The sequence below is a fragment of the Shewanella sp. 10N.286.51.B2 genome (assembly GCF_041469265.1).
GTDB lineage: Bacteria > Pseudomonadota > Gammaproteobacteria > Enterobacterales > Shewanellaceae > Shewanella.
Genome location: NZ_JBFRKH010000016.1, coordinates 65,710 through 84,304 on the forward strand (window position 1 = coordinate 65,710; position 18,595 = coordinate 84,304).

Here is an 18,595-nt window from a genome sequence, read left to right on the forward strand (position 1 = left end):
ACTTTGATATAAGCACTTTGATATAAGCACTTTGATATAAGTACTTTGATACAAGCGCTTTAAAGGTCATTTTAATGTTGAAGGTTTACTGAGTATGATTTTAATCACAGGTGGTGCAGGTTTTATCGGTAGCACCTTAATACGTTACTTGTTAGCTCATACTCAAGAATCTATCGTGAATCTTGATGCCTTAAGTTACTCAGGTAACCTTGATTCATTAAAAGATGTCGCGAACTCAGAACGATATCACTTCGTTCATGCAGATATTTGTGATGCCAATAGTCTAAAACAGGTTTTTGCCAAGTTTAAACCGACAGCGGTAATGCACCTTGCTGCAGAAAGTCATGTGGATCGCTCCATTGATAATGCCAGTGCTTTCATGCAAACCAATATCATCGGGACATTCACATTGCTTGAAGTGTGCCGTGAGTATTGGAACACGCTAGCAACTGATGCTAAAACTGCGTTTCGATTTCATCATATTTCAACCGATGAGGTTTTTGGTGACTTAGATAGTGATGAACTGCCATTTTCTGAGCAGACGTCATATAAACCAAGCTCGCCTTATTCTGCCTCAAAAGCTTCTTCCGATCATTTGGTCAATGCTTGGCAGCGTACTTATGGTTTGCCAGTGCTGGTTAGTCATTGCTCAAACAATTATGGTCCTTACCAATTTCCTGAAAAATTGATCCCCCACACCATTTTAAATGCCTTAGCGGGTAAGCCGTTAACCGTTTACGGTAATGGCCTGCAAGTAAGGGACTGGTTACATGTAGAGGATCATGTTCGCGGCCTTTATCAAGTGCTGACACATGGCGAAGTAGGCCAAAGCTATAATATTGGTGGTCTTAATCAAGTGAGCAATATTGATGTGGTTAACAGCATATGTGCGCTATTAGAGCAATTGGCACCAGAGGCTAAGCAAGGCTGCCAATCTTATGCTGAGTTAATTACCTATGTTGACGATAGGCCTGGTCATGATAGTCGCTACGCCATTGATGCATCGAAAATTCAATCACAATTAGGTTGGCAACCCGTGCATGATTTTCATTTGGGGTTAGCTGCAACGGTTAAATGGTACATCGATAATCCTAGCTGGTGGCAACAGATCTTAACTGGTGACTACCGCCTTAACCGACTTGGGCTCGCTAATGGAAATATCAATGAGTAGTTTAAGCGCTGTGCAGCCCATCACTTCTGCACAGTATAAAGGCATTATATTAGCGGGTGGCACGGGCAGTCGCTTATTTCCGCTAACCCTTGGCACCTCTAAACAGTTATTAGCTGTCTATGATAAGCCGATGATTTATTATCCCTTATCGGTACTCATGCTGGCGGGTATTAATGACATTTTACTGATCTCAACCTCTGAAGATCTGCCCAGCTTTAAACGCTTATTAGGCAACGGTGAACGCTTTGGTATTAAGCTCAGTTATGCAGAGCAAGCAGCGCCAGAGGGTTTAGCGCAGGCGTTTATCATTGGTGAGCAGTTTATTGGTGATAGTAACGTGGCATTAGTGTTAGGCGATAATATTTTTTATGGGCAAAACTTTACTGAAAAGCTAAAACAAGCTACAGCCAAAGCGTCTGGTGCAACCGTATTTGGCTATCATGTTAGCGATCCCGCGCGATTTGGGGTCATTGATTTTGACGATAAAGGTATTGCGCTCAGTATTGAAGAGAAGCCGACCGTCCCTAAAACCAACTTTGCCGTTACGGGGCTTTATTTTTACGACAATGAGGTCGTATCCATTGCTAAAAGTATTACACCCTCACTAAGAGGTGAGCTTGAAATTACCGATGTGAACATGGCTTATCTGGCTAAAAAAGCCTTAACTGTGGATATATTAGGGCGAGGGTTTGCTTGGCTTGATACCGGAACCCATGATGCACTGCTTGAAGCGAGTCATTTTGTGCAGACCATTGAGAAACGCCAAGGATTAAAGGTGGCCTGTCTTGAAGAAATCGGTTTCATTAATGGTTGGTTATCTGTTGATGAGTTAGCGCAACAAGCACAATTTCATCAAAAAACGGCATATGGCACTTACCTAAGCCAACTCGTAGAGGAACATCGTTGATGAAGGTTATTGATACTACCATTTCTGATGTCAAAATCATCGAACCTCAAGTGTTTGCAGATGAACGTGGCTTTTTTATGGAAACCTTTCAGCAGCAACGTTATCAGCAATTGCTGAACACCAATAAACCCTTGGTGCAGGATAACTATTCACGCTCACATTATGGTGTGCTTAGAGGGCTTCATTTTCAAACCCAGAAGCCGCAAGCTAAATTAGTCAGAGTCGTTAGAGGCAAGGTGTTTGATGTGGTTGTTGATATCCGCCCACAGTCATCAACTTATGGCGCTTGGGTTGGGGTTGAGTTATCTGAGACCAACCAGCGACAATTGTGGGTGCCAGAAGGCTTTGCCCATGGCTTTGTTGCTTTAGAAGCGTGTTGTGATGTTGAATACAAATGTAGCGATTATTATGACCCTAAAAATGAAGCTTGTCTTAGCTGGGACGATGCTGACTTAGCCATTAATTGGCCTATTAGGGAGGTCATTCAATCTGCTAAAGATCAACAAGGGTTATCTTTTCAGGCGTTAAAAGCAATGCACAATGAGCAGGCGTTAACCTTAAAGCCGGACATCACAAAGTGAAGCTGTTATTAACAGGCGCTAATGGTCAGTTAGGATTGAGTATTAGGCGCTGCATTGCAGATCATAATGCCTTTTTAGCCAAGAATAATGGCAACTATTCTAGAATTATTAGCAGAGCTCTTAACAGAGAGAACAACAGAGAGAGCCACTGTAAAATTAACACCGACTTGTCATCTCAATGCATGCCAAATGAGCTACAACTTCTCACGGCAGATAAATCAGATTTAGAGCTCAGTGACGCTAATGCGGTCATGGAAATGATTGATAGGCTTAAACCCGATTTAATCATCAATTGCGCCGCCTACACCCAAGTGGACCAGGCTGAAACACATCAGCAGCTTGCTGATGATGTGAATGCCACAGGGGCGAAGAATCTTGCCTTAGCGGCGCTAAAAGCATCTATTCCACTTATTCATATCTCAACCGATTATGTGTTTGATGGCAAAAGTGGCAGGCTGCCATCTCAAGCTGCAAGTTCAGCGCTGCCTGTAGATGAGCCCAAGCTTGCTGGTGGCCTTGAAGCAACCTTTGCAACCGCCTCTAACACTGCTATTGAAACTGCAATTGAAAACAGTCCAAGCCCATATTCTGAAACTGCTGTGCCAAATCCGCTGAATATTTATGGCGAGTCTAAGTGGCGCGGCGAGCAATTGATTACTGATATTCAGCCGCAGCACATTATCATTCGAACGTCTTGGCTGATAAGCGAATTTGGGCATAACTTTGCTAAAACGGTGCTGAGATTAGCCAAAACTAAACCGACTCTGGCGATGGTGGCCGATCAAATAGGTTGTCCTACTTATGCGGGGGATTTAGCCAAAGCGATATTAAACATCGCTGCGCAAATTCAGCAGGGTAAAACAGTTTGGGGTACTTTTCATTACTGCGGCGATACAGCTACCAGCTGGTATGGTTTAGCAAAAGCCATTGTCGATGAAGCAAGTGTACAAGCTAAGTTACTAACAGTTCCAACACTCGAGGGGATTGATACTCAGGACTATCCTTTGCCTGCCAAGCGGCCATCTTACAGCGTGCTCGATTGTCAGCAGATAAAAATGGCTTGGGGTATAGACACTTGCGATTGGCAAGCATCAATTAAAACCCTGGTTAGAAATCTCGATATTGATGCTTTATAACTTGTTTAAAGAGTATTTATAACGGTTTACAGATTTTGCTCAAGCTCAGCTTAAGTAATCGGCTACACAAATGCTAACTCATTAATCGGCCTAATCCTCCCAGTGTCTTTGGTTAACATCTAACCTTTCGCAGTTAGCTTTTCAGTTGTAACTCTCTACCACTTAGATGATTGGAGGAGTTAGTTATTACTTTTTAGATCATTATTCCAAACAAACCTTTTCATCCTTTTTATTCCTTTTTGTTATAGCTAACCCTTCATTAATAACTTTTACTATCAGTTGATACTGGTAATATGATTGCATGCAACTTTGGATTAACAATCATGGCTATGTGACGGATCATCATTTGTCTGTTTAAAGCGTATGAATTATTAAAGGTTTATTGGAATAGATATGTCGACACAATTGACTCATTTAAAGCAACTTGAAGCAGAATCCATTCAAATTATGCGTGAAGTCGCCGCAGAATTTGATAACCCTGTCATGCTCTACTCGGTAGGTAAAGACTCCTCGGTTTTATTGCACCTTGCGCGTAAAGCTTTCTATCCCGGCAAAATTCCATTTCCTTTGATGCATGTTGATACCAACTGGAAGTTTAAAGAGATGATTGCTTTTCGTGATCAAATGGCCGAAAAGTACGGCTTTGACTTAATCGTTCATAAAAACCCACGCGGTTTAGAAATGGGCTGTAGCCCGTTTGTCCATGGCAGCGCTAAACACACCGATATCATGAAAACTGAGGGCTTAAAGCAAGCATTAGATATGCATGGTTTTGATGCTGCTTTTGGTGGTGCACGTCGTGATGAAGAAAAATCCCGTGCCAAAGAGCGTGTGTATTCTTTTCGCGATAACAAGCACAGATGGGACCCTAAAAACCAACGTCCTGAGTTATGGAATATTTATAACGGTAAAGTGGATAAAGGCGAAAGCATTCGCGTTTTCCCATTATCAAATTGGACTGAATTAGATATCTGGCAATATATTTATCTTGAAGGTATTGAAATCCCATCGCTTTATTTAGCAGCAGAAAGACCAGTTTTAGAGCGTGATGGCACCTTAATCATGGTTGATGATGACCGAATGGAGCTTGAAGAAGGCGAAGTCATTGAGCATAAGATGGTGCGTTTTAGAACATTAGGTTGCTATCCACTCACTGGCGCAGTTGAATCGGTTGCACAAACCTTACCTGAGATTATTCAAGAGATGCTGCTTTGTACAACATCTGAGCGTCAAGGGCGAGTGATTGATAATGATTCATCCGGTTCAATGGAAAAGAAAAAAATGGAAGGGTATTTCTAAGCTTTTTAAAACCTCATTTTTATGAAGTGTTTGGCACTTCTGATTATTTGAACCATTACATTACCAATGTGTTGCTGCAGTTGAATATACGCTCAGAGCAGCGCGTTAGCTTAAGGAATTTATGATGTCTAATACCGCTTTAATCGCTTCAGATATTGAAGCTTATTTAAACGTCCATGAAAATAAAGATATGCTGCGCATTTTAACCTGTGGCAGTGTTGATGATGGTAAATCGACCCTTATTGGTCGTTTGTTGTATGACAGTAAAATGATTTTTGAAGATCAAATGGCGGCCATTGAAAAAGACTCAAAACGCTTTAATACCACAGATGAGTCGTTCGATTTAGCCTTATTGGTTGATGGCCTGCAGTCTGAGCGTGAGCAAGGTATTACCATTGATGTGGCTTATCGCTATTTTGCCACCGAGCAACGTAAATTTATTATTGCTGATACTCCAGGTCATGAGCAATATACCCGCAATATGGCAACGGGCGCTTCGACTGCTGATTTAGCGATTATTTTGATTGATGCAAGGCATGGGGTGCAAGTACAAACTCGCCGTCACAGCTTTATTTGCTCTCAGTTGGGTATTAAGCACGTCATCATTGCCATCAATAAAATGGACGCGGTGGATTACGACCAAAGCGTTTATCAAAATATTAAGAAAGACTATCGTGAGTTTGCTGAAAACCTGCAGTTTAACGATATTCGCTTTGTGCCGATTTCAGCATTAAAGGGCGACAATGTCGTCAACGAGAGTGCCAGCATGACTTGGTACCCGGGTTCAACCATGATGAAACTGTTAAATACCGTGACGGTTGCCAAAGATAAAACCCACCCATTTCGTATGCAAGTGCAATACGTTAATCGTCCAAATCTGGATTTTCGCGGTTTTTGTGGCACGGTTGCATCGGGCGATATCCGCGTTGGTGATACCGTCAAAACCTTGCCTTCAGGTAAAGAAAGTAAAGTTAAATCTATAGTGACCTTTGATGGCGAGCTTGAAAAAGCCACTATCGGCATGGCAATCACTATCACCTTAGAAGATGAAATTGATATTAGCCGTGGTGACATGCTAGTTCGCCCTCATGAACTGCCATTATCAAGCAGCAATTTTGAGGCCGATGTGGTGTGGATGACTGAAGAGCCATTACATGTCGATCGTGAATATGCCATTAAAATGGGCAGTAAATCAGTTTATGGCTATGTCGAGAATGTGAATCACAAAGTCGATGTGAACACCCTAGAGACATTTGATGCACATCAACTTGAACTTAATGAAATGGGTAACTGTAACTTTGCAGTCAATGAAGCTGTGCAGTTTGATGCTTATGATATCAATCGAACCACTGGTGCGTTTATCATTATCGATCGCCTAACCAATGTCACCGTGGGCGCGGGGATGATAAGAAATTCATTAGAAGGCAAAGCAGCAACCACTGAAGCCAAACCTTCAGCATTTGAAATCGAATTTAATGCATTGGTTAGAAAACATTATCCTCATTGGGGCGCAAAAGTCATAGGCTAAGCTAGTACAGATGAGCACCTAGGCTTTATCAAAAAGCTGCAATGCGATTGATTAGCTTGCAGCTTTTTTTGACTTTGTATCCTTGAGGTTGGTTTCTATTTATGTCTACAGATGCATACTTAACAATAAGTATTTTCATACTAACGATTTGTGGTTTATTAAAATTTCAAAGTCGACCTGCTGCCGTGTGCGGTGTGACCTTATTATCCTTAGTTGCACTTGGGTTGGTGTCTAAAGCGCAATTATTATCGAGTATTGCTAACCCTGGGTTAATCACACTCATTCTATTAATCATTTGCTCTTTCGGGTTAGAGAAAACCCGATTGCTGAGAGTTATTGCCTCAAAAGTGATTGTTGTTGGCTATAAAGCCACTTTTTTACGGCTGTTTGGTGTCACCACGATTTGTTCTGCGCTACTTAACAATACCGCGGTGGTGGCGACGCTTTTGTCGCCAATACGTAATAACCCGCATCATTTTGCCAGTAAATTATTATTGCCTTTATCCTACGCGGCAATTCTCGGTGGCACGCTGACTTTAATTGGCACCTCAACCAATTTGATTGTAAATAGCCTGTATATTGATGTTGAAGGGCGTTCATTAGCCTTTTTCTCTTTTACCGCTATCGGCTTAATACTGGTGATTTGTTGCGGGGCCGTGTTAGCTGTGTGTGTCAGGTTTTTGCCAGAAAATGAACAGACACTTGATGGTAATAAGGGCTATTTTATTGATGCAAAAATTATTGAAAATTCAGAACTGATTGGCCGCTCTGTCGAGGCCAATGGTTTACGGCATTTAGAGTCATTATTTTTAGTTGAGGTCGTTAGAAAGGGAAGGTTAATCACCCCGGTCGCGCCAACAGAAGTGTTACAACAAGATGATCGACTTATTTTTAGTGGTGATATTGCAAAACTAGGACAATTAGGCCAGTTTTCAGGGCTTGAAACATTTGCCCATAAAAATGATTTAAAAGGCTCAAATCTCACTGAAGTGGTGGTAAAGCAAGAAAGTATTTTAGTGAGAAAAACACTAAAGAAAGTCGGCTTTAGAGCACTATTTGATGCCGCCGTGGTGGCGATTCGCCGAGATGGCGAAAATGTCTCTGGCAAACTTGGTGAAGTCGAGTTACAAGCGGGTGACTTTTTAGTGTTATCTGTCGGTGAGGATTTTAAATCTCGACGTAATTTAAGCAAAAACTTTATTGTGCTTAGCGGCGTCGAAACTGAGATACGCCTTAACGGCTGGAGGGCATGGTTAGCTGTCGGTGGCTTTTTAACTTCAATAGCCCTTGCCGCATTTGGGGTCATTGATTTACTTGAAAGCTTAGTGATTTTATTAGGGCTACTGGTGTTTAGTCAGTCACTTAACGTCAATGAAGTGATGCGCCGATTACCGGTCAATATTTGGCTCATCGTCGCCTCTGCCATTTTACTTTCCCATGCATTGGTTAATGCTGGCGTTGTCGAATTAATTGGTGATGTGGTTAATCAGAGTGTCGATAAAGAGCATGCTTATATTGCCTTGATTATGGTTTATATTCTCACATGGTTGATGACTGAATTAGTGACCAACAATGCTGCTGCAGCGCTAATGTTTCCCATTGCTTATAGTTTGGCGCTCGGTTTTGGGGTGGATGTTTTACCTTTTGTGATGACTGTGGCATTTGCTGCCAGTGGCAGTTTTATTAGCCCTTACGGTTATCAAACCAATTTAATGGTGTTTAATGCAGGGCAATATAAGCTAAAAGACTTTGTCAAAGTCGGTTTGCCCGTCAGTATTGTTTACGGCTTAATCGTGAACATCAGCGTGCCAATATTTTTCCCGTTTTAATGGGCAGCTTTAAACAATAAAAACATAATATTTGTCAGTATTAACAGAACTAAAAAGTGAACAAGGAATAATTATGTCAAATACACCCTACCAAGACGTTAATGTGCTTGGTGACAAGTCAACAGATGTTGTTTGGCACTTGGCAAGTGTGTCTCGGGCACAGCGCATTAAGCTAAATGGTCATAAGCCTGCCGTTTTATGGTTCACAGGGTTAAGTGGCTCTGGTAAATCTACAATTGCCAATGCAGTTGATAAAATGCTTCATGATCTAAACTGTAAAACCTATGTGCTCGATGGTGATAACGTTCGCCATGGCCTAAATGGTGACTTAAGCTTTACTGATACTGATAGAGTTGAAAATATTCGTAGGGTTGGTGAAGTATCCAAGCTATTTGTCGATGCGGGGCTGATTGTGTCTACTGCTTTTATTTCGCCTTTTTTAGCTGATCGCGACATGGTGCGAAGCCTGTTGGCAGCAGATGAATTCATCGAAATCTTTATTGATACCCCGTTAGCGATTTGCGAACAACGCGACCCTAAAGGGTTATATAAAAAAGCCAGAGCGGGCGAGATTAAACACTTCACCGGCATTAACTCAGCTTATGATGCGCCGACGAATGCTGAAATTCATGTGAAGACCGCAGAGCAAGATATTGAGCAATGTGCTTTACAAGTGATTAGCTATTTAACAGATAACGGTTACTTATCGTAAGGCTTGGTTTTAAGCATGGTAGAAAGCACTTCTCAGCCAAAGGTTTTTACACAAGATTTGGCTTCAAAGAATCCACATTTGATCCTATGGTGCTTATGGCTAGAGTAAAGGATAATGAAGCGGCTCAAAAAGCATTAATATAAAGGATGCAAAGTGTGCCTAAAAATTATTCCTGCTATTCAGAGAGCTTGAACAAGTGCGGCACGCTAAAGTAACAAACTTTATTATAAGAAAACGATATCCGCCCTCAGAAAATTATTAAACTATTGAGTTGTAACCGTTCATGATAACCATATTTTTTATCAAACTTTAATACGGGCATACAGTACTGCTATTGAGTGCTGCCATTGAATAAATAAAAAGGCCTTCACAAATGTTTGTGAAGGCCTTTTTAATTGGCATACCAATATATCCACTAATTACTTTCTTATCATTCTCGCCACATACATGCCGTCACTATTGGCTTCAAAGGGCCATACAGTAATATGCTCATGCTTAGCTTGGGTAAATGGATGTACGCTGGTGATCAACTCAAAGTCACTATTGTGTTGTAAGAATTGCTGCACCACTTGCTCGTTTTCAAGCGACGATAACGAGCAGGTTGCGTAGACGAGTTTGCCGCCTGGTTTAACCGCTTGAGCACTGCGGGTTAGGATATCTAACTGCAGTGCTGGCTTATCTTCGATACAGCTTGGCTCATCTATCCAGCGCATATCTGGGTTTCTGCGCCATGTGCCAGTGCAACTACATGGGGCATCAACCAGTACGCCATCAAAATGGGCTTTAGCTACCGGTAAAGCATCGCTTTTCCAGCGCGCCACAGTAATGCTGTCAAAGTTTGCCCGTTTAGCGCGCTTATTAAGCTCTTCTAGGGCTTTTGAGCGGATATCTGATGCGGTGATGCTACCTGTTGTATTGTTGTTTGAGGCGGCATTTTGCAGCATCAATGAGCGCAGTTGTAATGTCTTACCACCGGCGCCACTACAGGTATCCCACCATTGCTCGTTTGCTTTAGGCTGACAAACATTACCGATAACTTGTGAGGCTAAATCTTGAATTTCAAGTTTGCCCTGTTTGTATAAATCAACGTCATTGAGGTTAATGCTTTTACTGCCAAGGCTTAATGCATCAGTAAAGTATTCATTGGCTAGGGCATCAATACCAGCTGCTTGTAATGTGGTGACTGCGGATGCTGTATTAATGCGCTGCGCTCTTGCCCAAATGGGAGGACGGCTACTCATGGCTTCAATCAATTTTAGTTTGTTTTGCTGATCATCAATGGTGCATAGCGCCCAAAACCAATCGGGTAATAGTTGGGTTTCAGCAAATTCAATGGTCGTGAATAACTGGCCCATAAGGCTATTTTTATGGCTAACATCAAAGTTTGTACTTGATTGCGGATTAGATGAGTTAGCAACATCATTAGCGTCAATGGTGTGATTTATCAAGCTGATTTTTTCAGGGCTAAAGCCGCCAAAGTGTTGCCACGCATCAGCAAACTGACGCCATTGATGATGCTCAAGTAAGGCACAAGTGCTGAGCATTTGATACCAAGTTTGTTGCTCATGCTGAGAACCAAGCTTTTTTAGCCAACCCCACCAACGAAATAGCCCAAATAAGGTTTCACGAATCACGCGGCGATCTTTTGAGCCATGTTTTTTGTGCTCACGGAAGTAGTTCGCCACAATCCTATCAGCAGGCATTTTAGTGTCTAATACTTCATCGAATAACTTTTTGATGGTGGCAGAGTAGCTCAGTGCTCTTTTTTCTGCGGGAGTATTAGCTTGAAGATGGGGTTGATTAACTGGTTCCATGACTCACTCAGGTTGGCTTTGCAGCGCAATGGGGATAATTGTGCTGCAGTTTACCATGACTGCTACTGTTGTTAAATCCGCGGTTGCAAGGTCAACAGCGGTTAAATCAAGGGATGTGACCTCAAATGCGACTAATCCTTAGATTAGTCGCCTTCCATTCTTGTGGATAAAAGACAATTTAGTAAAGCGCTCTTTTAAAACGGATGGTCTACCATCACCCAAGCATTGGTCGCTTCATCTGATTGGGCAAGGTCAAATCTTATGATAATCCCTGCAGTTAATGCCCTAAGTGACACGCCATAATCAAACTTTAAATCAGTTAATAATTCATTGGCAGTATAAGCTTCGCCAACGCGGCCTGCTTCAACAAAGCCCACTAATTGAAACCAATCTAGGCGTAAAAACTTAAGCCAGTTTACATCTTCAATGGGATTGTTTTTAAAGGTGTAGCGATATTCAGCAGTGCCATATATGGAGGCTTTATCGTGAAAACGGCTGTTGTCATAACCGCGCATTCGATAAAAACCACCAAGTGTTGCGCCTTCGCTGTAAGGGGCATCATTGGTGATCCGCCTGCCTCCTTCGTCGTTATACTCAAGCTTCCATGAGGGCGAGTAACCTGTCCAAAAATTTAACGCTAATATACGCTGGGATGCCCAGTCGGAGGCGCCAAAAGAGAAGTATTTACTGGCTTCAAATTCGATAAATGTCCACTGATTATCAGAATCTAGCCAAGCCGCATCATGGGAAATGGCGACAAACTGCTTACTGCCGTAACTGGGGTTTCGTGAAAAGTCGGTATTATCATAAAGCAGTCCTAAACTCATCGCATGAACGGCGCCATCTAATTCTCCGTCTTCAAATTCAAAGGTTTCAAAGCGGTTAAATTGTTTCAGTGTCGCCACTGTGGCTCCAGACTCAAGCGGATTCCAGCTGTCACCGCCAGAGGGTTTTGAGCTCAGCAAGCCGCGGGTTAGTTCATAGTGTACTTGGCCTTTATCACGTGTTGCGCCAATAGGCAGAGTGTATTCAAGCTGTATATTCCACCAGTTTGACGAGCCATCAGCTTGTAAAAACTGTTCATTTGATGAGTCATTACTACCAGGGATAGGTGTGCCTGCAGGGGTATAATTTAAGGTGCCCCCTGCGTAGGCTTTTTTCTGTGGATAATAACCGACAAAGCCAACGGCACTTAAAAAGAAGCGTTCGGTTCGTGGTATTTTAAAGTTCCAAATTCCTGCGCCAACACCGTAACTGACATCGCCACCATAGACAGTAGCGCCAATCGTCATTTGTTCTTGTCCATAACCACTGACCATAGTGCCAATGCCTAAGTTTAATCCCATTGAGTCAGTGCTGAAAGCGTAGGGGAGTATCAGCTCTTCTGTGCCTTCCTTTGGGGACTCAGCGCGATTAACGATGGATTTGATATTCTTTGGCGCGCTATGGGCAAAAGATTGCGTCAGTAATAGTGAAAAGGCCAAAAGGGCGGTGAAATAGTATCGAGTCGAAGCTCGGGAAAAGCGCATTTTTATCATCCGTGAGCCTTTAACATTGTCGGTGAGTACGTAATTAACGGGCTGATAGTTAATCATTTTATTTATTAGATAAATATAGATGAAGTTGATTAAAAATCTAATTCGGCGGCTAATTTAGGCCATATTTATTGCGACTAGTTTGAGGGCGACGAGTGATAGCAGAGATTAAATCGCTATCACTAAATGCTATTTTGTCCCCAAAAGCTCAGTTGTTTGCTTGCAAGAATGGCTAAGATCAAGCGAAGTATCGAGTAAATGGGTATCGACGCCATACAAGCCGATAAGCGTATTAAACAAATTGTCATGGGAATGTGTCCCCTGACTCACTTGCGTGATGATACATTGACGGTCGAGTTGCTTTGACTGGGTGTAGCTTTCTGGTAACCATAGATACCAAGGCACATGGGTTTGCTCTGCTGGCGCAAAGGCATAAGGGGTGCCATGAAGATACATGCCGCTTTCACCTAGTGATTCACCATGATCAGAGATATACATCATTGCCACTTCATAATCGCTGGCATATAGCTCTAATAGTTTTACGATTTCTGACAAAATATAATCGGTATAAACTAAGGTATTGTCATAGACATTGATGATTTCTTCATCACTGCAATTTTCAAGATCGCTGCGCTCGCAGGCGGGGCTAAAATGCTGCTTATCTTTAGGGTAACGCTTGAAATAGGTAGGCCCATGGCTCCCTATCGTGTGCAATATCAATAATTGATTGGTTAAGGTTTGCTGCTTGTTTTCTAATCTCTGCTCGATATGTGAAGCGAACTCGCGCACCAGAACTTGATCATAACAGCTACTACCGTCACACAAGTCATCACTTGAGTCAGTCGGAATATTAAACTCAATCACATGGGCTGCCAGATGTTTATCACCGCCATCATTGTCAAGCCACACCACTTCTGCGCCTGCTGTATGAATAATGTCTAGTAGGTTGTCACTGGCCAGTGCTTTTTCACGGTTATAATTATCGTGAGTGAGGTCGGAAAACATGCAAGGTAATGAATGCGCGGTCGCGGTGCCACATGAGCTGACGTTATTAACAATAATGAAGTCTAAATTTTCAGTGTAAGGATTGGTGTTTCGATGATAACCGTAATAAGCCATATTTTGAGCGCGGGCTGTTTCGCCGACGACCAGTACAAATAAAGTTGGCTTAGTTGGGTTGATATCGATTAAGCGTGCATCTTGGCCTCTAACGGTATAAGGCAAGGGGGTGACAAAGTTGTTTTTATAAAGATATTTTACCGTATTGAAAGCATGGGCTGGTATGATCATTTTTTTAAGGTAAGTATTATTTCGCCCCATGGACACATAGTCCTTATAAAAGCCTAGCAGCACGACTCCTATTAAACCTAAGCCTACAACCACTAATGTTGAGCGTCTCATTAAGGATTTAACTACGCTTTGTGATGGCGTTAGGCGCACTCGCCACAACCATATGGTTGGAATTAGTCCAAACACCACGATATATAAAATAGACGTGGTGCTGATATAGGACAGGGCTTCGCCAGTATTGGTTTCAAAGATATTTTCAATCATGGCGTAATCAAAATATACCTGGTATTTCATGGTGCCATACATGGCTGCTGCAGAGGTGAGCAGTAAGATTGTCAGTAAGGGTTTAAAGATAAACCGAGACGAAAATAAGCAAAAAACAATGATAAAAATGCCCAAGAGTACGAGCGCCGGCGTAAGAGAGAACACTAAATGGCTATCAGCTGATAATTGAAAAATACGTTGGATAAGCCCAAAGTTAATCACCAGCGCAAAATACAGCGCCATCAGCACTATCATCGTTTCTTTGCTGAGTTCTTTTGGGTTAATGGCAGAATATAGGCGCGAGAATGCTGTCATATTAAATGCCTGCTGGTGATGTTAGTCTCTAGTTTTATACTAGTTGAAATTTGGATAGTCGTCCGCTAATTCACCGACACGGTTTTCAGTGTCTTGGTTAGTCTCGTTTAGCGGCGAATGTTTATCTGTTTAAAGCAAACTCTATCCACGGCCGTTTTATCACGATGATATAAGTCATTATCACTAAAAATCTAAGTCTAAGGCAAAGCATAAATAGCTCATTAAACCGATGGTATGCTTGAACTCTTCAGCGCAGAACTCAACAAAATTATCAGCGCAGACTTGCTCAATGGTGACAGGTTTGATGGCAATAAAATCTTTGCGCTTTAATTCTTCAATGAATGGATGATCTTTATCAAATCCACGCGGTGGTCTTATTAAACGGTCCCCAGATAACTCAAACCCAGCTGCGGCTAATTGTACCGAAGCCTTTTTATAACCGTTAGGGTTTTCATCAATACAATGACGAATGGCATTGAGGGCTTTTGATTCAGGATGCCATATTCCTGCCGCTAAAAAACAACCATCATTGGCAAGGTGTAAATATATGCCCGGGGCATGGACATCTTTTGCTTGAAAATGCCGAAACTGAATACCGACGTTAAGCTTATAAGGGCTTTTATCTTTACTGAATCGACTGTCTCGTTGAGGGCGCATCATACTGCCACCGACTTTTTTAGGTACTGCAGTCAGCCTTGGCGATAAGCTGAGGATGGGCCCTTGCATGGCTTCGATAAACTTAAGGGTTGGGGTGCGCACCAAATCTTCATAGGTTTGCTGATGTTGCTTAAACCATTCTCGGTTGTTGTTATCAGCTAACTGACTTAAAAAATTAAAGCTTTGTTGAGAATACATTGGCTGCCTTATTAGTCTTAATCATTCATTGTCTCATAACGGCATATGATAACCATTAGTTCAAATACTTGTTCAATCATATAGATTAAGGTTAAATTCAATCTATTAACAGCTAGGGTTAAGTATCAGAAAGGCTTATATTAAGCTAGCGCTATGCACTGTCAAAGGCTAATTAATGCAGTATTGATAGTCTAGCCTTGGGATTAAACAGAAAACGTTAAAGGTTTACCATGACGACATCGTTACAAGTGCTTGGTTGGTGTGAATGGGCCACATTTCCAGAAATTGCTAATGAACGGGTCAATATGAAAATTGATACCGGCGCCAAAACATCATGCTTACATGCTTTTAAAATTGAACCCTTTATAAAAAATGACCAAGATTGGATTAAAGTGTGGTTTCATCCTCAGCAAAAGTCGCTGCGTGAAGTTGTGTGTGAGTTTGCGGTGTTTGATCGTCGTAATGTCAAAGATTCTGGCGGACATATAACCAGCCGTTATGTGATAAAAACGCCGATTATCATTGGTGAGCATCATTTTGATATTGAGCTGACATTGACTGCTCGTGACAATATGCAATTTAGAATGCTGCTGGGCAGAAGGGCATTATCAGGAAGATTTTTGGTAGATTCATCCGCATCATACTTGCTTGGCGCTTAATTTAAATTGGTTTTTATTCACAAAACTGAGTCATAAAATAAGGACTTATCGTGGCTTTACATTCCGTATCAATCATCAACCCAACCGTTAGCTCATCGTCTTCGGCTTTAGCTGCTATTTCTAATACAAGCCCTGTAAAGATGACGCCTTCTAAAATCGTCTGTATTGGTCGTAATTATGTCGATCATATCCAAGAGCTGGGCAATGAGATGCCTGCAGATATGGTGGTATTTTTAAAACCCAATTCGGCCATCTCAACAGAGCTTATAGCCTTTCAACAAGAGCCTATTCATTACGAAACTGAGTTATGTTTTGTCATGAAAAATAACCAATTTTCAGCTGTAGGTGTGGGGTTAGATTTAACCAAACGAGCACTGCAATCTAGCCTCAAAACCCAGCAACTACCTTGGGAACGGGCAAAAGCCTTTAACGGCTCGGCGCTATTCAGTGACTTTATTCCCCTTGATTCATTAGGTAAATCAGCCTGCGAAAAGTGGGCTTTTCAATTATCAATCAACGAAAAAGTTATCCAAGTGGGTCACAGCGACTTAATGATGTATAGCACATCTGCCATTAAGCAATCGTTAACTGAATTTATCAGTTTAGAAGACGGTGATATTGTGATGACCGGTACGCCTAAAGGCGTCGGCGTGGTTAATGTGGGTGACTGCTTTAGCGTAAAATTATGGCGCGCAATAGACTACAGCGATAGCCGCTCACTTGAAAACTACATGCTTAATAATGTTCCGCAGTTAACCCAGCAATGGTTGGCTAAATAGTTTTGTTCAAGATGGTAATCTGATGCTTAGCCGCGAACGCTTAAAGAGGAAATTTTGATTTTAAGGTCTATACTTTTAGCGAAAGACCTTTATCTTAAATCCTGCTAAAAGGAAAGTTAGTCTGTTATCAGGCTAATAAATTAGCTATAAATGAGCGGCTAATTAAATATGACATTTCCTAATTCCTGTATAGAAAACTATTATAATTTATATCAAAACTTGTTCAATTTCTCTGGTGTCTCATGGTGGTTAATCGATTTATCTGAAGACAGTAATACCTATTATTGCAACGATAGTATGTGTGACATGTTTGCTTTGGATAAACAATTAAGCCATCACAGCGTTAAAAAAACCTGTCCCATTGCTGGAGATTACAATAAAAATATTGCTATCAAAGACTCCCAAAAAGCCAACAAGATCCGCGATGATTATCTTAAATTAACAAACGGTGTCATCGAAGAGTTTAATAATCGTTTTCCTTACTACGACAGTCGCGTTGATGAAGTACTTTATTTTACCAGTAAGGCAAGGGCGGTTCTGCGTGATGATAAGGGCAACGCAATCATATTATTTGGAGTGATTGAATGTGAACGCACCAGTGCTGAGCTGTTTCAATTATTGAAAATTGATAGCTTAACTGGGCTTAATAACCGCCGAGAATTTGATTCTCAATTAGATTTTGTTATTAACTTAGCCAAAAGAGAACAGAAAAATGTCTCTTTAATCATGTGTGATATTGATTACTTTAAAGCTTACAACGATAGTTTGGGTCATTATCAGGGCGATCAATGCTTAATAAAAGTGGCTCAGTGTATTGCCCGAGTATGCAGCCGTTCGACAGATGTGGTGTGCCGCTATGGTGGCGAAGAGTTTGCCATTATTTGTTATGGCGAAAATGTAGATACGGCTGCACTGGCAGAAGATATTCGCAAAGGTGTCTATGAATTAACTATTCCTCACTTTCAAGGGGCGGAATCGTTGGTCACACTGAGTGTGGGTTTTGTTACCATGACGCCAGATGCTGATACAACGGCCAGAGAGTTTATTGAAAAAGCGGATAGTGCGCTTTATCGCGCCAAAGAGCAGGGCAAAAATTGCTGCATTGAATTTACACTTGAAGTGGCTTAATTATGGTGTCTTTATCAATATCTGTCGAGATCCCCGTGAGCCGAGCGAAGCGAAAGTTGCGGGGGTAGTTCACTAGGTTGACTGGATACGGTTTGGGCGATGGTATAAGTACAATTTGGGTTTATCTGAATATATGGATCTAGAATGTTAAATCTATAAGCCTGTAGAGTAAGGCTTATAGATTGAATTTGTATCATTCTCAGAGTTAATTCACCGCAGATTTCTCTAGCAGGCAGTGTTAAAAATCTGACTAAATGAAGGGCGTTGATGAATTTCAATTGGCACACTTAGTTTTCTTGCTAAGTCACTAGCTGCAATAATACCGCGAATATGATGAAGTTCGTGATCAATCACTAACATATGGTGCAAGCTGTTTTCTTTTAAAATACGTACCACATCGCTGACTTTTGCAGTGGCAATTTGATCATAGTCAAACGCTTGAAGATCTTCTCTTTTTACCATGACATCAGTCACTAGCACTTCATCAATGTTGTGTTCTAGCTTTTTCGCTGTCATTAATAAATTATGATGTGAGAGCTCTTGCATGGTAACCACACCAAGGAATTTATCATCCTTATCAATAACAAGTCGCATATAAGCATGGGTTTTTTCCATGATTTTACCTGTGCCTACCGCAGTGGTTGACGCATCAACTACGATTGGACGGGCAACATCAAAGTCAGTAAAAATATCTAATGCAGGTGAGTCCATATGTGCAACTTGAACTTTGGTTGACCATAGTAAGTGATCGACAGATGCGGTGCTGAATAGTTGTAAATTTCTCATTGGCTAA

The 18,595-nt window shown here is 41.6% G+C and carries 16 protein-coding genes; 11 read left to right on the forward strand and 5 right to left on the reverse strand.

The annotated features are described in order from the left end of the window. Positions 1 to 94 precede the first annotated feature (94 nt). From rfbB to cysC, 8 genes are all read left to right on the forward strand, one after another. Entirely contained in the window at positions 95 to 1,171 is a 1,077-nt protein-coding gene (gene rfbB / locus AB4140_RS04850) for a dTDP-glucose 4,6-dehydratase (RefSeq protein WP_372000015.1), read from the forward strand. Continuing rightward, complete coding sequence (gene rfbA, locus AB4140_RS04855) at positions 1,164 to 2,078, forward strand: glucose-1-phosphate thymidylyltransferase RfbA (protein ID WP_372000017.1); 915 nt, start codon at positions 1,164 to 1,166, stop codon at positions 2,076 to 2,078. Before rfbB ends, rfbA begins: the two co-directional genes overlap by 8 nt. After that, entirely contained in the window at positions 2,078 to 2,659 is a 582-nt protein-coding gene (gene rfbC / locus AB4140_RS04860) for a dTDP-4-dehydrorhamnose 3,5-epimerase (RefSeq protein WP_102520752.1), read from the forward strand. Before rfbA ends, rfbC begins: the two co-directional genes overlap by 1 nt. Next, a complete protein-coding gene (locus AB4140_RS04865) occupies positions 2,656 to 3,795 on the forward strand; it encodes an NAD(P)-dependent oxidoreductase (RefSeq protein ID WP_372000019.1) in 1,140 nt (379 codons plus the stop codon). The genes rfbC and AB4140_RS04865 overlap by 4 nt, the downstream gene beginning before the upstream one ends. 393 nt (positions 3,796 to 4,188) lie before the next feature. After that, entirely contained in the window at positions 4,189 to 5,094 is a 906-nt protein-coding gene (cysD, locus tag AB4140_RS04870) for a sulfate adenylyltransferase subunit CysD (RefSeq protein WP_076537299.1), read from the forward strand. A 121-nt stretch (positions 5,095 to 5,215) separates the two neighbouring features. After that, complete coding sequence (gene cysN, locus AB4140_RS04875; protein ID WP_372000020.1) at positions 5,216 to 6,622, forward strand: sulfate adenylyltransferase subunit CysN; 1,407 nt, start codon at positions 5,216 to 5,218, stop codon at positions 6,620 to 6,622. A gap of 101 nt (positions 6,623 to 6,723) precedes the next feature. Continuing rightward, positions 6,724 to 8,451: an SLC13 family permease gene (locus AB4140_RS04880; RefSeq protein ID WP_102437577.1), complete on the forward strand. Its 1,728-nt coding sequence runs from the start codon at positions 6,724 to 6,726 to the stop codon at positions 8,449 to 8,451. Between the two features lie 73 nt (positions 8,452 to 8,524). Beyond that, positions 8,525 to 9,163 carry an adenylyl-sulfate kinase gene (gene cysC / locus AB4140_RS04885; RefSeq protein ID WP_303446009.1) on the forward strand — a complete coding sequence of 213 codons (639 nt, stop codon included), beginning with the start codon at positions 8,525 to 8,527 and terminating at the stop codon, positions 9,161 to 9,163. Between the two features lie 419 nt (positions 9,164 to 9,582). On the opposite strand, the gene AB4140_RS04890 is transcribed toward cysC, so the two are convergent. The 4 genes from AB4140_RS04890 to AB4140_RS04905 all read right to left on the reverse strand — a co-directional run bounded on the left by AB4140_RS04890 (position 9,583) and on the right by AB4140_RS04905 (position 15,236). Next, a complete protein-coding gene (locus AB4140_RS04890; protein ID WP_372000021.1) occupies positions 9,583 to 10,977 on the reverse strand; it encodes an RsmB/NOP family class I SAM-dependent RNA methyltransferase in 1,395 nt (464 codons plus the stop codon). A gap of 194 nt (positions 10,978 to 11,171) precedes the next feature. Beyond that, positions 11,172 to 12,572 carry a BamA/TamA family outer membrane protein gene (locus tag AB4140_RS04895; protein WP_372000022.1) on the reverse strand — a complete coding sequence of 467 codons (1,401 nt, stop codon included), beginning with the start codon at positions 12,570 to 12,572 and terminating at the stop codon, positions 11,172 to 11,174. A 129-nt stretch (positions 12,573 to 12,701) separates the two neighbouring features. Next, positions 12,702 to 14,381 carry a phosphoethanolamine transferase gene (locus AB4140_RS04900; RefSeq protein WP_372000023.1) on the reverse strand — a complete coding sequence of 560 codons (1,680 nt, stop codon included), beginning with the start codon at positions 14,379 to 14,381 and terminating at the stop codon, positions 12,702 to 12,704. Between the two features lie 183 nt (positions 14,382 to 14,564). Then, on the reverse strand, positions 14,565 to 15,236 hold the full coding sequence (locus AB4140_RS04905) for a DUF2461 domain-containing protein (protein WP_102437567.1): 672 nt from the start codon (positions 15,234 to 15,236) through the stop codon (positions 14,565 to 14,567). 230 nt (positions 15,237 to 15,466) lie between these two features. Here AB4140_RS04905 and AB4140_RS04910 point away from each other — a divergent pair, with 230 nt between their 5' ends. The 3 genes from AB4140_RS04910 to AB4140_RS04920 all read left to right on the forward strand — a co-directional run bounded on the left by AB4140_RS04910 (position 15,467) and on the right by AB4140_RS04920 (position 17,802). Continuing rightward, positions 15,467 to 15,895: a RimK/LysX family protein gene (locus AB4140_RS04910; protein WP_102437565.1), complete on the forward strand. Its 429-nt coding sequence runs from the start codon at positions 15,467 to 15,469 to the stop codon at positions 15,893 to 15,895. A gap of 140 nt (positions 15,896 to 16,035) precedes the next feature. Beyond that, positions 16,036 to 16,674 carry a fumarylacetoacetate hydrolase family protein gene (locus AB4140_RS04915; protein ID WP_372000043.1) on the forward strand — a complete coding sequence of 213 codons (639 nt, stop codon included), beginning with the start codon at positions 16,036 to 16,038 and terminating at the stop codon, positions 16,672 to 16,674. 168 nt (positions 16,675 to 16,842) lie between these two features. Then, complete coding sequence (locus AB4140_RS04920; RefSeq protein ID WP_372000024.1) at positions 16,843 to 17,802, forward strand: GGDEF domain-containing protein; 960 nt, start codon at positions 16,843 to 16,845, stop codon at positions 17,800 to 17,802. Positions 17,803 to 18,027: 225 nt separating this feature from the next. On the opposite strand, the gene AB4140_RS04925 is transcribed toward AB4140_RS04920, so the two are convergent. Next, on the reverse strand, positions 18,028 to 18,588 hold the full coding sequence (locus AB4140_RS04925) for a CBS domain-containing protein (protein ID WP_372000025.1): 561 nt from the start codon (positions 18,586 to 18,588) through the stop codon (positions 18,028 to 18,030). Positions 18,589 to 18,595: the final 7 nt, after the last annotated feature.